The organism is Gryllotalpicola ginsengisoli DSM 22003 (assembly GCF_000419445.1).
GTDB classification, from domain to species: domain Bacteria; phylum Actinomycetota; class Actinomycetes; order Actinomycetales; family Microbacteriaceae; genus Gryllotalpicola; species Gryllotalpicola ginsengisoli.
In genome coordinates, this window is record NZ_AULK01000001.1 from 855,368 (window position 1) to 869,644 (window position 14,277).

The following is a 14,277-nucleotide window of genomic DNA, read 5'->3' on the forward strand; positions in this document are numbered from 1 at the left end:
CCGACGGCGCGGCCGCCGGGCCGGCTACTGCTTCGAGACCAGCTCGTTCGCGCGCCGGCGGGCCCGACGGCACAGTTCCGCCGAGACCGGGTCGTCGGCGCCGTCGAGGTCGCGGGCGAACAGCTCGCTGTCGCGGTGCTCGCCGAGGGCATCCTGCACGGCCTCGCCCGCCGCCGCCTTCTCCAGGTCGCCGTAGGCCTCGGCGAGGTAGCGCAGGGCGCGCGCGGCCTTGCGTGCGGCGTGTAGCACGGCGAGTTCGTCGACGGATGCCGCGGGCTCCCGCACCTCCTCGAGCGCACGCCGCAGCTTGCCGTAGCCCGGCCCGTCGAGGAACCCGACGACGCGCCCGTGCGCTGCCGCGTACTCGCGCCGCACCTCGTCGACGAGTCTGCGGCGGGCATCGGCCTTGCCGCGGGTGCGGCCGAGTTCGCGAAGCATCCGCTCGGCCAGCGCGGCGCGCACCTCGAGGTCGCGGGCCGCGCCGAGCCGGTGCCCGTAGCGCCGCAGCTGCTTCTGCGCCCGCGCGGATGCCTCGCCCGGCACGAGCGGCAGCACGACGCGCAGGCGGCGGGTGGCGGTGCGCGCCTTGTGCACCGCGTCGGGTTCGTCGCGGCGCACGGGTTCCTCGAGGGCGAGCAGGGTTTCAATGACGCCGTCGATCCAGGTGGCGACGTCGCTGCGGGTGGCCATGTGGGGAACGTACCCGGGTCGGGGTGGTGCCGGCAGCGGCGTTGGTCGGGACGGAGGCGCGCCTGCCTCCGCCGAGGGCCTTCGTCAAACGGGTGCCCGCGTCAGCGCCGGGATGCGCCGCCGACCGACAGCTCGACGTCGACCACGTCGCCGACGTCGACGCCCTCGGCGCGCTGCACGGCGACCTTGACGGGCAGCAGGTACGCGCCGTCTTTGGGGAACAGCGCCGTGTAGAAGTCGGTGCCGCCGATGCGCGCGTTCACCGGGATCGCACCCCAGCCGTAGGTCACCATCGGCGCGACGGCGGCGATGTCGTCGCTCTCCGCCTCGGGGATGCGCACGAAGAGGAACGGCGCCGGCCCGCGCCAGTAGATGATCTCGCCGCTGAAGCGCAGTTCCATGGGGAGTGACCCTAGCCCGGGGCGCGGGCGGCGGCGAGGCGGGCGGGGCCGTGGGCTGGCGGCGCGGGCACAAACGGAACGATCGGGCACGGTTTCCGTGCATCCGTTGTGCCCGATCGTGACGTCTGCGCCCTGGCGGCGGCGCCCCGGCGGCAGCACACTGATCGGGTGAGCACGGACGCCGCGGCCGAGGAGCAGCTCGCGCTGCTCGTCGCCCTCTTCGCGACGCGCCCCGGCGTCACCCCGCCCGACCCGGCGAAGCGGTCGTTCGGTGCCAACTCGCTGCGGGTCGACGGCAAGATCTTCGCCCTGGTGCCCAAGTTCGGCGGGCTCACCTTCAAGCTGCCGCGGGAGACGGTCGCCGAGCTCGTCGGGGCCGGCGAGGGCGTGCGCTTCGACCCGACGCGCAGCCGGCCGCTCAAGGAGTGGTTCGTGCTCTCTCCCGAGTCCGCGCTCGACCCGGTCGAGCTCGCCGAGGCGGCGTTCGCGTACGTGCGGGACGTCTGATGAGGCGGTCAGGCACCAGCACGCAGGATCACTGCGGTGCAGGCCAGGCGGAGCAGGATTCGCGAAGCGATCTCCGGAGACCCGGTATCAGTGCTGCTGGAGCTCGTCACCCGTATCGAAGTAGGTCGAAAGGTATCTCTGGGGATCAAGGTCGCTCGTACGCATGAGTGAGAACACCTCCGTGCCGTCCCCGATGCGCTCCTGGAAAAGCGCATACGCCTGGTGAAGGTCGAGAACGACGCCGGAGCCGACCTCGGCGGCATACTCGTGTGCCTCGGTTTCCGCGCGCTTCAACGCGGAGTCGAATCCGGGCGCCGAGAATAGGACGATCCGCTCCTCGAAGACATCGTCGAACTTGATGACGCTACGAACTGCGAACCATCCCATTGCTGCATCATCGCGGATGTATGAGTGACGGCGGACGAAGCGCCCCACGGCGCAGGTTCTTGCGCAAGACGTGAGCCCCTGATGCGATCTACAGCCCAGCCCTAGACGTTGAACCGGAACTCGACCACGTCGCCGTCCTGCATGACGTAGTCCTTACCCTCGAGGCGGGCCTTGCCGTGGGCGCGCGCCTCCGCGACCGAGCCGAGCGAGACCAGGTCGTCGAACGAGATCACCTCGGCCTTGATGAAGCCCTTCTCGAAGTCGGTGTGGATCACGCCGGCGGCCTGTGGCGCCTTCCAGCCCTTGTGGATCGTCCAGGCGCGGGCCTCCTTCGGGCCGGCCGTCAGATAGGTCTGCAGCCCCAGGGTGTCGAAGCCGACACGGGCGAGCTGGTCGAGGCCCGACTCCTCCTGGCCGGTGGACTGCAGCAGCTCGAGCGCCTCGTCGGCGGGGAGGTCGATCAGCTCCGACTCGATCTTCGCGTCGAGGAAGACCGCCTTGGCGGGTGCGACCAGCGCTTCGAGTTCGGCCGTGCGCGAGGCATCCGTCAACACCGACTCGTCGACGTTGAAGACGTAGATGACCGGCTTGGCGGTCAGCAGCCCGAACTCGCGCAGCGCAGCCAGATCGAGGCCGGGCACGTGCGAGAGCACCTTGCCCTCCGACAGGGCGGCGATCGCGTCGTTGACGGCGGCGAGCACCGAGGCATCCGTCTTCTTGCCGCGCACCTCCTTCTCCAGGCGCGGCTGGGCCTTCTCGAGGGTCTGCAGGTCGGCGAGGATCAGCTCGGTGTTGATCGTGTCGAGGTCTCCGCGCGGGTCGACCTCGCCGGCGACGTGCACCACGTCGCTGTCGGTGAAGCCGCGCACGACCTGCGCGATCGCGTCGGCCTCGCGGATGTTGGCGAGGAACTGGTTGCCGAGCCCCTCGCCCTCGCTGGCTCCCTTGACGATGCCGGCGATGTCGACGAACGACACGGTCGCCGGCACGACCCGCTCGCTATGGAACAGCTCGGCCAGCTTGTCGAGGCGCGGGTCGGGCAGGTTCACGACGCCCACGTTCGGCTCGATCGTCGCGAACGGGTAGTTCGCCGCGAGCACGTCGTTCTTGGTCAGCGCATTGAAGAGGGTCGATTTGCCGACGTTGGGAAGACCGACGATTCCGATAGTGAGAGCCACGTGTGACGAGTTTACGGGGCGGATGCCGGGCAGCCGGCCGAGGTCTCGATACGGCGCTGCGCGCCTACTCGACCAGCGGAAGTCAGGCCCTGCGGAACGGAAACGCCGCACCCGGTCACGGCGCCGTCAGGTGCCCGTGCGAACATGACCGCGTGCCCCTGGACTTCACCGCCATCGACTTCGAGACCGCGAACTCCTCCAGCGCATCCGCCTGCAGCGTCGGCCTCGTCAAGGTGCGCGGCGGCAAGGTGGTCGACCGGGCCTACTGGCTGATCCGGCCACCGGCCGGGCACGACGAGTTCCTCGAGTGGAACATCCGCATCCACGGCATCCGCGCCGCCGACGTGTACGGCGCCGCGACCTGGGCCGAGCAGCTGCCCGACCTGGTCGCCTTCGCCGACGGCGACGCGTTCGTGGCGCACAACGCCGGCTTCGACATGGGCGTGATCCGCGGCGCGTGCACCGCCACCGGGCTCGAGGTGCCGGTCGCCGATTACGTGTGCAGCCTGCAGGTCGCCCGCAAGACCTACCACCTCGATTCCTACCGCTTGCCGAGCGCCGCGATGGCCGCCGGCTTCGAGGACTTCGAGCACCACAACGCCGCCGCCGACGCCGAGGCCTGCGCGGCGATCATGGTGCACGCCGCCCGGCGCCACGGGGTCGACGACATCATCGGGCTGGCCCGCGCCTGCGCCATCAAGGTGGGCAAGCTCGGCGCGGTGCGGGCCGCCGCCTGACCCTCGGCCCGCGGAACCGGACCGTGGGCCCGCCCAGCCCGCCTCACGACCGATGTCGGCGGTCGCCCGCAGACTGAGGGCATGAACCCGACCATCGCCCTGCTCGTCGGCCTCGCCGCGGGCCTCGTCATCGGCGCGCTGGCGGTGCTGGCGCTGATGCGGCGGCGTGAGGCCGACGCCGGCGGCATCCGTCTGCGCGAAGACCTCGCGGCCGCCGAGGCGACCGTGTCGGCGCTGCGCGAGCAGCTCGCCGCCCAGCGCGAGGCGGCCGAGCAGTTGCGCGCCGACCAGGCCGCCCGCGAGGCGCGGGAGCGGCAGCAGAACCAGGTGCTGCAGGCGCTCGCCCCGGTGCGCGAGTCGCTCGCCGCGATGCAGCAGAAGGTCGGCGAGCTCGAGCGCGAGCGCGCCCAGCAGTACGGGTCGATCGCCGAGCAGCTGCGCCTCGCCCGCGCGAGCGACGAGCAGCTGCGCGCCACGACCGAGTCGCTGGCGGGGGCGCTGCGCTCCAACTCGACGCGCGGCGTGTGGGGCGAGACGCAGCTGCGCCGGGTCGTCGAGGCGGCGGGCCTCATCGAGCACGTCGATTTCGCCGAGCAGGCGACGATCACGACGGATGCCGGCACGCTGCGGCCCGACATGGTCATCCGTCTCCCCGGCGGGAAGCAGTTGGCGGTCGACGCGAAGGTGCCGCTGGAGAGCTATCTCGAGGCGAGCGCGATCCCCGAGACGGCCGGCGGCGAGAATGCGGCGCGACGCGCGGCGCTGCTCGGCCAGCACGTCAAGGCGCTGCGCTCGCACATCGACGCCCTGGCGAAGAAGGCCTATTGGGAGGGCCTGGAGGCGAGCCCCGAGTTCGTGATCGCGTTCGTGCCGAGCGAGTCGCTGCTCTCCACCGCCCTCGAGGCCGACCCGGCGCTGCTCGACTACGCCTTCGGCCGGCGCGTCGCCCTCGCCTCCCCGGTGAACCTGTGGGCGGTGCTCAAGACGGTCGCGGTCACCTGGCAGCAGCAGGCCGTCACCGATGAGGCCCGCAAGCTCTTCGACCTCGGCAACACGCTCTACTCGCGCATCGGCACGCTCGCCGGCCACGCCGATGCGCTGCGCAAGGCGATCGAGCGCACCGTCGACTCGTACAACCGCTTCGCCGGGGCGCTCGAGACCCGCGTGCTCGTCACCGCCCGCCAGTTCCCGGGCATCGACCCGGCGAAGCTCGCCGACCTTCCCGAACCGGAAAGAATCGACGAAGTTCCGCGCCCCCTGACCGCCCTCGAACTGACCGAATCGCCCTAGGCTGAAAAACGCAGTCCACTACGGTTCGAAGGAGACGCGGATGCCCATCGCCACCCCTGATCAGTACGCCGAGATGCTCGACAAGGCCAAGCGGGAGGGGTTCGCGTACCCCGCCTTCAACGTCTCGTCCTCACAGACCATCAACGCCGTGCTGCAGGGCCTCACCGAGGCGGGGTCGAACGGCATCATCCAGGTCACCACGGGCGGCGCCGACTACTTCGCCGGCCACACCGTGAAGGCCCGCGCGACGGGCGCGATCGCCATGGCACGCTTCGCCACCGAGGTCGCGAAGTCGTACCCGATCACCGTCGCGCTGCACACCGACCACTGCCCGAAGCCCGCGCTCGACGACTTCCTCTTCCCGATCCTCCAGGCAAGCGAAGAGCAGGTGAAGGCCGGCGGCGAGCCGATCTTCCAGTCGCACATGTGGGACGGCTCGGCGGTGCCGCTGGCCGAGAACATGGCCATCGCGGCCGACGTCATCCAGCGCACCAAGAACATCGGCGCGATCCTCGAGGTCGAGGTCGGCGTCGTCGGGGGCGAGGAGGACGGCGTGCAGGGCGAGATCAACGAGAAGCTCTACACGACCTTCGAGGACGCATCCAAGCTCGTCGACACGCTCGGCTGGGGCGAGAACGGCCGCTACATGGCCGCCCTCACCTTCGGCAACGTGCACGGCGTGTACAAGCCGGGCAACGTCAAGCTGCGCCCCGAGATCCTGGGCAACATCCAGGTCGAGCTGGCCGCCAAGTACGGCCACGGCCCCAAGCCGCTCGACCTGGTCTTCCACGGCGGCTCGGGCTCCAGCGCGGAGGAGATCGCCGAGGCCGTCTCCAACGGCGTCGTGAAGATGAACATCGACACCGACACGCAGTACGCCTTCACCCGCTCGATCGCCGGGTACATGTTCGCCAACTACGACGGCGTGCTGAAGATCGACGGCGAGGTCGGCGACAAGAAGCGCTACGACCCGCGCTCCTGGGGCAAGGTCGCCGAGTCGGCCATGGCGAAGCGCGTCATCGAGGCCACGCAGCAGCTCGGCTCGGCGGGCAAGGCGGCGTAAGGGCCCGGTCGGGGCCGCTTGGTCTCCATTCGCCTTCGGCGAGTCGACCGGCGCGGCGACGAGTCGACCGGCGGGAGGCGGCGCTGTTCAGGCGCCCGGCTGCCAGCGGTACACGTTCGTGTCGCGCTTGACGAAGCCGCTCGTCACGTAGAGGTGGTTCGCCGCCTCGCGGCTCGGTCGCGAGGTCAGGTCGATGGTGCGCGCATGGAAGCGCTCGTTCGCCTCCTCGATCAGGTGCGCGAGCAGCCGGCGGGACAGCCCGCGCCCGCGCGCGGATCCGTCCACGACGACGTCCTCGACGTGGGCACGGATGCCGGTGGGGATCGGATACACGACGAGCGAGGCCACCCCGGCCATCCGCCCGTCGAGCCGCGCCGCGTACAGGTGCGTCGCCTCGCTCTCGACGATGCGGCGCACGAGCTCGCGGTCGTAGACCGCGCTCTCCGACAGGGCGGGCAGCAGCCGTTCGATCGTCTCGGCGATCTCGTCCCCGAACCGCGTGACTTCCTCGATCGTGATCTCGGCCATGCGCCTCACGCTACCCGGGGCGTTCCGGATCAGGTGTTCATGCCCGTGTCGTTCGGAACCTGATCCGGCGTCGTGGGCACGTGCTGCAGGATCGACGGGTCCTGGCCGATCGCGATGGTCATCAGCGCGAGCAGCAGCACCACGGCGACCAGGCCGGCGACGAGCGGGACCCAGAACGCGCGCCGGTGTGCCCGGATCGCGCCGATCGAGGCGAACAGGCCGACGAACCAGACCACCACGTACACGACCGCGGCGCCGGTCCACACCCAGCCGGGCAATGCGGCGGCCAGCTCTGCGCTCCCGGAGGTGGCCATGTCCTCGGTCGGGGGCCCGCCCGCGACCGCGACCTCGACCATGTCGAGCACCGTGTACAGGCCGAAGCCCAGCAGCAGGAGCGTCGCGATCCGGTCGCCGACGCCGGGGCCCTGCGGGCGGCTCTCGGGGTAGGGGCGCTGGTAGGGCTGATACGGGTGGTACGGGCTCTGCTGCGGGGGCGGCGGGTAGGCGCCGGGCTGGTACGGGGCCGGCGGGTGGGGCGGATGCGTCGTGCCGGGAGCCTGCGGCGCGGCATCCGTCACCTCGCCGTACTGCATCGCACCCAGCTGCTCGGGCGACGGCTTCTTGATCGCCGCGCGCTGCTCCTCGGGGGTCGCGTACTCGCCGTACTGGGGGCGCGGGCGCGGATGCTCGTCGCTCATCGCGCCCGTCCGCCCAGGGCTCGGGCGTCGCGGTTGCCGGACGGGTCGGTGCGCAGCTCGCGCGGCAGGGAGAACATCAGGTCCTCCTCGGCGGTCTGCACGGGGGTGACCTCGGTGTAGCCGGCGTCGGCGAGGTCGTCGAGCAACTCCTGCACGAGCACCTCGGGTACGCTGGCACCGCTCGTCACGCCGACGGTCGCGGCACCGTCCAGCCACTCCTGCTTGACCTCGCTGGCGTAGTCGACGCGGTACGCCGCCTTCGCGCCGTTCTCCAGGGCGACCTCGACGAGACGCACCGAGTTGGAGGAGTTGGCGCTGCCGACCACGATGACGACGTCGGCGTCCTGCGCGACCTTCTTGATCGCGACCTGCCGGTTCTGGGTGGCGTAGCAGATGTCGTCCGAGGGCGGGTCCTGCAGCAGCGGGAAGCGCTCGCGCAGGCGCCGCACCGTCTCCATGGTCTCGTCGACGGAGAGGGTGGTCTGCGACAGCCAGACGACCTTCTCGGGGTCCTTCACCTCGAGGGTCGCCACGTCGGCGGGGCTGTTGACGACCGTGACGTTGTCGGGCGCCTCGCCGGCGGTGCCCTCGACCTCTTCGTGGCCGGTGTGGCCGATGAGCAGGATCTCGTAGTCGTCGCGGGCGAAGCGCTTGGCCTCGCGGTGCACCTTGGTTACGAGCGGGCAGGTGGCGTCGATGGCCTGCAGTCCGCGCGCCGCGGCGGCGTCGACGACGGAGGGCGCGACCCCGTGGGCGCTGAAGACGACGTGCGCCCCCTCGGGCACCTCGTCGACCTCGTCGACGAAGACCGCGCCCTTCTTCTCCAGGGTGGCCACGACGTGCTTGTTGTGCACGATCTGCTTGCGCACGTAGACGGGCGCGCCGTAGCGCTCGAGCGCTTTTTCCACAGCCACGACGGCCCGGTCGACTCCTGCACAGTAGCCCCGCGGAGACGCCAGCAGGACCCGCTTCTGTCCGACCACCGGGATATCCTTGAGCCGGCCCGGAGCAGACGCGACGCGCGGCATGCCCAGGCTGATCGAAGAGTCGCTCACGGCGTTCAGTCTAGGTCGCGGGCTCACCACCACCCTGAGAAAGGACGGCGATGTCAGACGCACCGGCCACGCTCGAGTCGCCGTGGCCCGTACGCCTGCTCTCCACCAAGCTCAAGGAGTACATCGACCGGCTCGGCACGGTGTGGATCGAGGGCGAGCTCACCCAGTGGAACGTGCGCAACGGCAACGTCTACGGCAAGCTCAAAGACCTCGACCAGGACGTCACGGTCGGCTTCAACCTGTGGTCCAGCGTGTTCGCCCGCCTCGGGCAGGACTTCTCCCAGGGCGACCGCGTCGTCGCCCTCGTCAAACCCGACTACTGGGTCAAGGGCGGCACCCTCTCGATGGTGGTCTACGACCTGCGCCACGTGGGCCTCGGCGACCTGCTCGAGCGCCTCGAGCGCCTCAAGCGGCAGCTGGCCGCCGAGGGGCTGTTCGACGCTGCGCGGAAGAAGCCGCTGCCGTTCCTGCCGCACTTGATCGGGCTGGTCACCGGCCGCGACTCCGACGCGGAGAAAGACGTGAAGAAGAACGCGCTGCTGCGCTGGCCGGCGGTGCGCTTCCGTACCGTGTACGCGGCGGTGCAGGGCGATCGCTCGGCGGCCGAGGTCACCGCCGCCATCCGTGAGCTCGACGCCGACCCCGAGGTCGACGTGATCATCGTCGCCCGCGGCGGCGGCGACTTCCAGAACCTGCTGCCGTTCAGCGACGAGACGCTGGTGCGCACCGCGGCGGCCGCGCAGACGCCCCTCGTCTCGGCGATCGGCCACGAGGCCGACCGCCCCCTGCTCGACGAGGTCGCCGACCTGCGCGCCTCGACCCCCACCGACGCGGCCAAGAGGGTGGTGCCCGACGTCTCCGACGAGCTGGTGCGCGTGCAGCAGGCCCGCACCCGCATGCAGCTGCGCGTCACCGGGCTGCTGAACCACGAGATCGACCGGCTCGCGCAGCTGCGCAGCCGGCCGGCGCTCTCGACCACGAGCTGGATCGTCGACACCCGCGCCGAGGAGCTCACCCGCTACGTCGCCCGCGGCGCCGAGCTCGCCGAGCGTGCGATCGAGCGGGCCGAGAACACCACCCGCGAGCTCACCGCGCGACTGCGCGCCCTCTCGCCGCAGTCGACCCTCGACCGCGGCTACGCGATCGTGCAGACCGGCGGCCACGTGGTGAAGAGCACGGATGCCGCGCCCGCCGGCTCCCCGCTCCTGATCACCCTCGCCGACGGCGCCCTCGACGCCGTCTCCTCCGGGCGCCATGCCCCCTCGAAGGGAGAAAAGTAGAATGAACGCCGTGCCCTCCCCCACCCCCGCCGACGTCGCAGAGCTGACGTACGAGCAGGCCCGCGACGAGCTCGTGCGCGTCGTCGCCGAGCTCGAGCAGGGCAACGTGAGCCTGGAGCAGTCCCTGGCCCTGTGGGAGCGCGGCGAAGCGCTCGCCCGCCGCTGCGAGGAGTGGCTGATCGGGGCGAAGGCCCGCCTCGACGCCGCGCGCAGCGGCCAGAGCCCGGCAGAGGCGGTCGAGTCGGCCGAATGAGTGACCACAAGCCGGCCGGTCCGGTCGTCGCCGAACTCGGGCGTCCCGAGACCCCGGCCGAGACAGCGGCCCGCAAGGCAGAGTCGAGCCGGCTGCACCGCCAGCGGCAGACCATCAACAACCTCGTCTTCTCGCTCATCGTCACCCTCGGCGTCGTGCTCGTGATCGTGCTGCTCGTGCCGCGCAGCACCCCGCGCGACGCTCTGAAGCCGGTCGACTGGCGCTCCGTCGCGAGCCAGGGCACCGGCGCCGAGCCCGATCCGCTGCTCGACCCGGATCTGCCGAAGAGCTGGAGCGCCAACGCGGCCGAGCTGCGCGAGAGCGACCAGTCGGGCGGCGTCGACGTGTGGCACATCGGCTTCATCACGCCGAGCGACCAGTACATCGGCCTCGACCAGGGCTTCAAGGCGAACGACACCTGGATCGCCGACGAGCTCGATCAGGCGCGCGCCACGGGCGTGCGCACCATCGACGGCGTGAAATGGGTCGTCTACGACAACCGCGACGGTCAGTCGACGACCGACGAGTTCAGCTACGGCATGGTGGCCACGCACGGCGTGAGCACGGCGGTGCTCGCCGGCACCGCCAAGCCGTCCGAGTTCACGAAGCTGGCCACCGCCCTGGCGGGCCAGCTGGGCGGGAGCACGAAGTAATGGCACGCACCACCCCGGCGCAGGCATGGCAGATCCTGCAGGACGGCAATCGGCGTTTCGTCGAGGGCACGCCGCAGCATCCGCGTCAAGACGTCGAGCGCCGCGGCGACCTCGCCTCGGGCCAGCACCCGGTGGTCGCGATCTTCGGATGCGCCGACTCGCGGCTCGCCGCCGAGATCATCTTCGACCTCGGGCTGGGCGACGCCTTCGTCGTGCGCAACGCCGGGCAGGTCGCATCCGATTCGGTGCTCGGCTCGCTCGAGTACGCCGTCGGCGTGCTCGGCGTCTCGCTGATCCTCGTGCTCGGGCACGACGAGTGCGGTGCCGTGCGCGCCGCGATCGACTCGCAGGCGGCGGATGCCGAGGCCCTCAGCCCCAACATCTCGCAGCTCATCGCGCCCATCGTGCCCGCGGTGCGCCGCGTCGCCCGGGTGCGCGGCGACGAGCCGGTCGACGCCGCGGCGCTCGACGCGCACGAGGTGGGCCGCGAGCACCTGCGCGACACCGTCACCGACCTGCTCACCGGCAGCGAGCTGATCAGCCGCAAGGTGGTCGACGGCGAACTGGGCGTGGTGGGGGCGAACTACCGGCTGCGCGAGGGCACGGCCGTGCCCGACGTGCTGATCGGGCTCTCGTAGCCGCAAGGAACACGAGCGCGGGGCATCCGCCCCGTACGACGAAGGAAAGCGAAGAAGGAACACAGAGAAGTGGCCAGCGAAACGGATATCGAGTACCGCATCGAGCACGACACGATGGGCGAGGTGAGGGTCCCCAAGGACGCCCTCTACGCCGCCCAGACGCAGCGGGCCGTCGAGAACTTTCCGATCTCGGGCACGGGTCTCGAGCCGGCGCAGATCGCGGCGCTGGCCCGGATCAAGAAGGCGGCCGCACTGGCCAACAAGGAGCTCGGCACGCTCGCCCCCGAGATCGCCGACGCGATCGCGTGGGCCGCCGACGAGGTGATCGCGGGCAAGCACGACGGCGAGTTCCCGGTCGACGTGTACCAGACCGGCTCCGGCACCTCGTCGAACATGAACATGAACGAGGTGCTCGCCACCCTGGCCGGCCGCCGGCTCGGCAGCCCGGTGCACCCGAACGACCACGTGAACGCGTCGCAGTCCTCCAACGACGTGTTCCCCACCTCGGTGCACATCGCCGTCACCAGCGCGCTGATCGACCAGCTCATCCCCGCCCTCGACCACCTCGCGGTGGCCCTCGAGGAGAAGGCGGAGCTGTGGAAGGACGCGGTGAAGTCGGGCCGCACCCACTTGATGGACGCGACGCCCGTCACCCTCGGGCAGGAGTTCGGCGGATACGCCGCGCAGGTCCGCTACGGCATCGAGCGGGTGCGCGCCGCGCTGCCGCGCGTGGCCGAGGTCCCGCTCGGCGGCACCGCCGTGGGCACGGGCATCAACACTCCGAAGGGCTTCCCGCAGAAGGTGATCCAGCTCATCGTCGACGACACCGAGCTGCCCATCACTGAGGCGCGCGACCACTTCGAGGCCCAGGCCAACCGAGACGGGCTCGTCGAGGCGTCCGGCGCGCTGCGCACCATCGCGGTGTCGCTGACGAAGATCAGCAACGACCTGCGCTGGATGGGCTCCGGTCCCAACACGGGCCTCGGCGAGCTGCACATCCCCGACCTGCAGCCGGGCTCGTCGATCATGCCGGGCAAGGTCAACCCCGTCATCCCCGAGGCGACGCTGATGGTCGCGAGCCGCGTGATCGGCAACGACGCGACCATCGCGTGGAGCGGAGCATCCGGCGCGTTCGAGCTGAACGTCGCGATCCCCGTGATGGGGTCGGCGCTGCTCGAGTCGATCCGGCTGCTGTCGAACGTCACCCGCGCGCTCGCCGACAAGACCATCCGCGGCCTCGAGGCGAACCTCGACCGCGCCCGCGCGCTGGCCGAATCGTCGCCGTCGATCGTGACGCCGCTGAACAAGATCATCGGCTACGAGGCCGCGGCGAAGATCGCCAAGCACGCGGTCGCCGAGGGCATCACGATCCGCGAGGCGGTCGTCGCGCTCGGCTACGTCGAGCGGGGCGAGATCACGGAGGAGCAGCTCGACGAGAAGCTCGACGTGCTGAGCATGACCCACCCGTAGCATCCGCCCGCGACAGGAGAAGGCCCCGCGGCGTGAGGCGCGGGGCCTTCCTCGCTCGTGGTCCCCTACTCCAGCAGCTCGGTGACCAGTGCCGAGATCGCCGACCGCTCGGAGCGGGTGAGCGTGATGTGGCCGAACAGCGGGTGGCCCTTCAGCGTCTCGATGACGGCGGCGACGCCGTCGTGGCGCCCGACCCGCAGATTGTCGCGCTGCGCCACGTCGTGGGTGAGCACCACCCGCGAGTTCTGGCCGACACGGGAGAGCACCGTGAGCAGCACGTTGCGCTCGAGCGACTGCGCCTCGTCGACGATCACGAACGCGTCGTGCAGCGAGCGGCCGCGGATGTGCGTCAGCGGCAGCACCTCGAGGATGCCCCGCTCGACGACCTCGTCGAGGACGTTGTCGGAGACGAGTGCGCCGAGGGTGTCGAACACCGCCTGGCCCCAGGGGTTCATCTTCTCCTGCTGGTCGCCCGGCAGGTAGCCGAGCTCCTGCCCGCCGACGGCGAACAGCGGCCGGAAGACCATGATCTTCTTGTGCTGCTGCCGCTCGAGCACCGCCTCGAGGCCGGCGCACAGGGCGAGGGCGCTCTTGCCGGTGCCGGCCCGGCCGCCGAGGGACACGATGCCGACCTCGGGGTCGAGCAGCATGTCGATCGCGAGCCGCTGCTCGGCCGAGCGGCCGTGCAGGCCGAAGACGTCGCGGTCGCCGCGCACGAGACGGATGGCGCCTTCCCCGGTGACCCGCCCCAGTGCGGAACCGCGCTCGGAGTGGATGATGAGGCTCGTGTTGACCGGCAGCCCGTCGACGGTGTCGGTCTCGAGCGATTCGTGCTCGTAGAGCGCGGCCATCTCGGTGGCCGAGAGGTCGATGTCGGCCATGCCGGTGTAGCCCGAGTCGACGGCCAGCTCGGCCCGGTACTCCTCCGCGGCGAGGCCGATCGAGGACGCCTTGACGCGCATGGGCAGGTCCTTCGACACCACCGTCACGTCGAGCCCGTCGTTGGAGAGGTTCATCGCGACCGCGAGGATGCGCGAGTCGTTGTCGCCGAGCTGCATGCCCGACGGCAGCACGGTCATGTTCGAGTGGTTGAGCTCCACCCGAAGCGATCCCCCGTCGCCCACCGGCACCGGGAAGTCGAGCCTGCCGTTCTCCACGCGCAGATCGTCGAGGAACCGCAGCGCCTGGCGGGCGAAGTACCCGATCTCGGGGTCGTGCCGCTTGCCCTCGAGCTCGCTGATGACCACGACCGGGATCACGACCGAGTGCTCGGCGAAGCGGAAGATCGCCCGCGGATCCGAGAGCAGCACAGACGTGTCGAGAACGTATGTCTTCTCCGTCTGGCGGGTGAGCCCCGGAACCTCCCCCTTCTCGTGCGATGCCGGCTGTCTGGTCGAAACTGAAGCCACAACCACTCCCGTCCGACGCGACCCCTGGGCCGCGCTCGGT

General features: G+C 70.8%; 17 protein-coding genes. 9 read left to right on the forward strand and 8 right to left on the reverse strand.

Going from position 1 to position 14,277, the window contains the following annotated elements:
• Positions 1–24: 24 nt before the first annotated feature.
• Both H563_RS0104160 and H563_RS0104165 read right to left on the reverse strand, forming a co-directional pair.
• A complete protein-coding gene (locus tag H563_RS0104160; RefSeq protein ID WP_022881349.1) occupies positions 25–690 on the reverse strand; it encodes a CHAD domain-containing protein in 666 nt (221 codons plus the stop codon).
• A 101-nt stretch (positions 691–791) separates the two neighbouring features.
• Positions 792–1,091: a DUF1905 domain-containing protein gene (locus tag H563_RS0104165; RefSeq protein ID WP_022881350.1), complete on the reverse strand. Its 300-nt coding sequence runs from the start codon at positions 1,089–1,091 to the stop codon at positions 792–794.
• A 168-nt stretch (positions 1,092–1,259) separates the two neighbouring features.
• On the opposite strand from H563_RS0104165, the gene H563_RS14885 reads away from it, so the two are divergent.
• The gene (locus H563_RS14885; protein ID WP_022881351.1) at positions 1,260–1,598 is read left to right on the forward strand and encodes a hypothetical protein; all 339 of its coding nucleotides are present in this window, start codon (positions 1,260–1,262) and stop codon (positions 1,596–1,598) included.
• Between the two features lie 87 nt (positions 1,599–1,685).
• On the opposite strand, the gene H563_RS14890 is transcribed toward H563_RS14885, so the two are convergent.
• On the reverse strand, positions 1,686–2,033 hold the full coding sequence (locus H563_RS14890) for a hypothetical protein (protein ID WP_155864990.1): 348 nt from the start codon (positions 2,031–2,033) through the stop codon (positions 1,686–1,688).
• A gap of 53 nt (positions 2,034–2,086) precedes the next feature.
• Entirely contained in the window at positions 2,087–3,163 is a 1,077-nt protein-coding gene (gene ychF, locus H563_RS0104180) for a redox-regulated ATPase YchF (protein ID WP_022881353.1), read from the reverse strand.
• A gap of 152 nt (positions 3,164–3,315) precedes the next feature.
• Between ychF and H563_RS0104185 the strand changes: the two genes are divergently transcribed.
• From H563_RS0104185 to fbaA, 3 genes are all read left to right on the forward strand, one after another.
• On the forward strand, positions 3,316–3,900 hold the full coding sequence (locus H563_RS0104185) for an exonuclease domain-containing protein (protein WP_022881354.1): 585 nt from the start codon (positions 3,316–3,318) through the stop codon (positions 3,898–3,900).
• 81 nt (positions 3,901–3,981) lie between these two features.
• Positions 3,982–5,190, forward strand: a complete 1,209-nt coding sequence (gene rmuC, locus H563_RS0104190) for a DNA recombination protein RmuC (RefSeq protein WP_022881355.1) — start codon at positions 3,982–3,984, stop codon at positions 5,188–5,190.
• A gap of 40 nt (positions 5,191–5,230) precedes the next feature.
• The gene (gene fbaA, locus H563_RS0104195) at positions 5,231–6,253 is read left to right on the forward strand and encodes a class II fructose-bisphosphate aldolase (RefSeq protein WP_022881356.1); all 1,023 of its coding nucleotides are present in this window, start codon (positions 5,231–5,233) and stop codon (positions 6,251–6,253) included.
• An 87-nt stretch (positions 6,254–6,340) separates the two neighbouring features.
• Here the strand turns inward: fbaA and H563_RS0104200 are convergent, their stop codons facing one another.
• Genes H563_RS0104200 through H563_RS0104210 form a run of 3 tightly spaced genes read right to left on the reverse strand, consistent with a single transcriptional unit; the run spans position 6,341 to position 8,507 of the window.
• Complete coding sequence (locus H563_RS0104200) at positions 6,341–6,781, reverse strand: GNAT family N-acetyltransferase (protein ID WP_022881357.1); 441 nt, start codon at positions 6,779–6,781, stop codon at positions 6,341–6,343.
• Between the two features lie 29 nt (positions 6,782–6,810).
• Entirely contained in the window at positions 6,811–7,479 is a 669-nt protein-coding gene (locus tag H563_RS0104205) for a DUF6264 family protein (protein WP_022881358.1), read from the reverse strand.
• On the reverse strand, positions 7,476–8,507 hold the full coding sequence (locus H563_RS0104210) for a 4-hydroxy-3-methylbut-2-enyl diphosphate reductase (protein WP_027479080.1): 1,032 nt from the start codon (positions 8,505–8,507) through the stop codon (positions 7,476–7,478). Before H563_RS0104210 ends, H563_RS0104205 begins: the two co-directional genes overlap by 4 nt.
• 77 nt (positions 8,508–8,584) lie before the next feature.
• On the opposite strand from H563_RS0104210, the gene xseA reads away from it, so the two are divergent.
• The 5 genes from xseA (at position 8,585) to H563_RS0104235 (ending at position 12,828) form a co-directional block, all read left to right on the forward strand.
• The gene (gene xseA, locus H563_RS0104215; RefSeq protein ID WP_022881360.1) at positions 8,585–9,814 is read left to right on the forward strand and encodes an exodeoxyribonuclease VII large subunit; all 1,230 of its coding nucleotides are present in this window, start codon (positions 8,585–8,587) and stop codon (positions 9,812–9,814) included.
• 1 nt (position 9,815) lies between these two features.
• A complete protein-coding gene (locus H563_RS0104220; protein ID WP_022881361.1) occupies positions 9,816–10,067 on the forward strand; it encodes an exodeoxyribonuclease VII small subunit in 252 nt (83 codons plus the stop codon).
• On the forward strand, positions 10,064–10,720 hold the full coding sequence (locus H563_RS0104225) for a DUF4245 family protein (RefSeq protein WP_022881362.1): 657 nt from the start codon (positions 10,064–10,066) through the stop codon (positions 10,718–10,720). Before H563_RS0104220 ends, H563_RS0104225 begins: the two co-directional genes overlap by 4 nt.
• Positions 10,720–11,358, forward strand: coding sequence for a carbonic anhydrase (locus H563_RS0104230; protein ID WP_022881363.1), 639 nt, complete (start codon positions 10,720–10,722; stop codon positions 11,356–11,358). Before H563_RS0104225 ends, H563_RS0104230 begins: the two co-directional genes overlap by 1 nt.
• 69 nt (positions 11,359–11,427) lie before the next feature.
• The gene (locus H563_RS0104235) at positions 11,428–12,828 is read left to right on the forward strand and encodes a class II fumarate hydratase (protein WP_022881364.1); all 1,401 of its coding nucleotides are present in this window, start codon (positions 11,428–11,430) and stop codon (positions 12,826–12,828) included.
• Between the two features lie 65 nt (positions 12,829–12,893).
• Here H563_RS0104235 and H563_RS0104240 read toward each other — a convergent pair whose 3' ends face one another.
• Positions 12,894–14,243 carry a PhoH family protein gene (locus tag H563_RS0104240; protein WP_027479081.1) on the reverse strand — a complete coding sequence of 450 codons (1,350 nt, stop codon included), beginning with the start codon at positions 14,241–14,243 and terminating at the stop codon, positions 12,894–12,896.
• Positions 14,244–14,277: the final 34 nt, after the last annotated feature.

Coding starts and splice junctions, on each gene's coding strand:
- H563_RS0104160 (WP_022881349.1), bottom strand. CDS start 690: ATGGCCACCCGCAGCGACGTCGCCACCTGGATCGACGGCGTCATTGAA.
- H563_RS0104200 (WP_022881357.1), bottom strand. CDS start 6,781: ATGGCCGAGATCACGATCGAGGAAGTCACGCGGTTCGGGGACGAGATC.
- H563_RS0104230 (WP_022881363.1), top strand. CDS start 10,720: ATGGCACGCACCACCCCGGCGCAGGCATGGCAGATCCTGCAGGACGGC.
- fbaA (WP_022881356.1), top strand. CDS start 5,231: ATGCCCATCGCCACCCCTGATCAGTACGCCGAGATGCTCGACAAGGCC.
- H563_RS0104205 (WP_022881358.1), bottom strand. CDS start 7,479: ATGAGCGACGAGCATCCGCGCCCGCGCCCCCAGTACGGCGAGTACGCG.
- H563_RS0104225 (WP_022881362.1), top strand. CDS start 10,064: ATGAGTGACCACAAGCCGGCCGGTCCGGTCGTCGCCGAACTCGGGCGT.
- H563_RS0104210 (WP_027479080.1), bottom strand. CDS start 8,507: ATGCCGCGCGTCGCGTCTGCTCCGGGCCGGCTCAAGGATATCCCGGTG.
- rmuC (WP_022881355.1), top strand. CDS start 3,982: ATGAACCCGACCATCGCCCTGCTCGTCGGCCTCGCCGCGGGCCTCGTC.
- xseA (WP_022881360.1), top strand. CDS start 8,585: ATGTCAGACGCACCGGCCACGCTCGAGTCGCCGTGGCCCGTACGCCTG.
- H563_RS0104165 (WP_022881350.1), bottom strand. CDS start 1,091: ATGGAACTGCGCTTCAGCGGCGAGATCATCTACTGGCGCGGGCCGGCG.
- H563_RS0104220 (WP_022881361.1), top strand. CDS start 9,816: ATGAACGCCGTGCCCTCCCCCACCCCCGCCGACGTCGCAGAGCTGACG.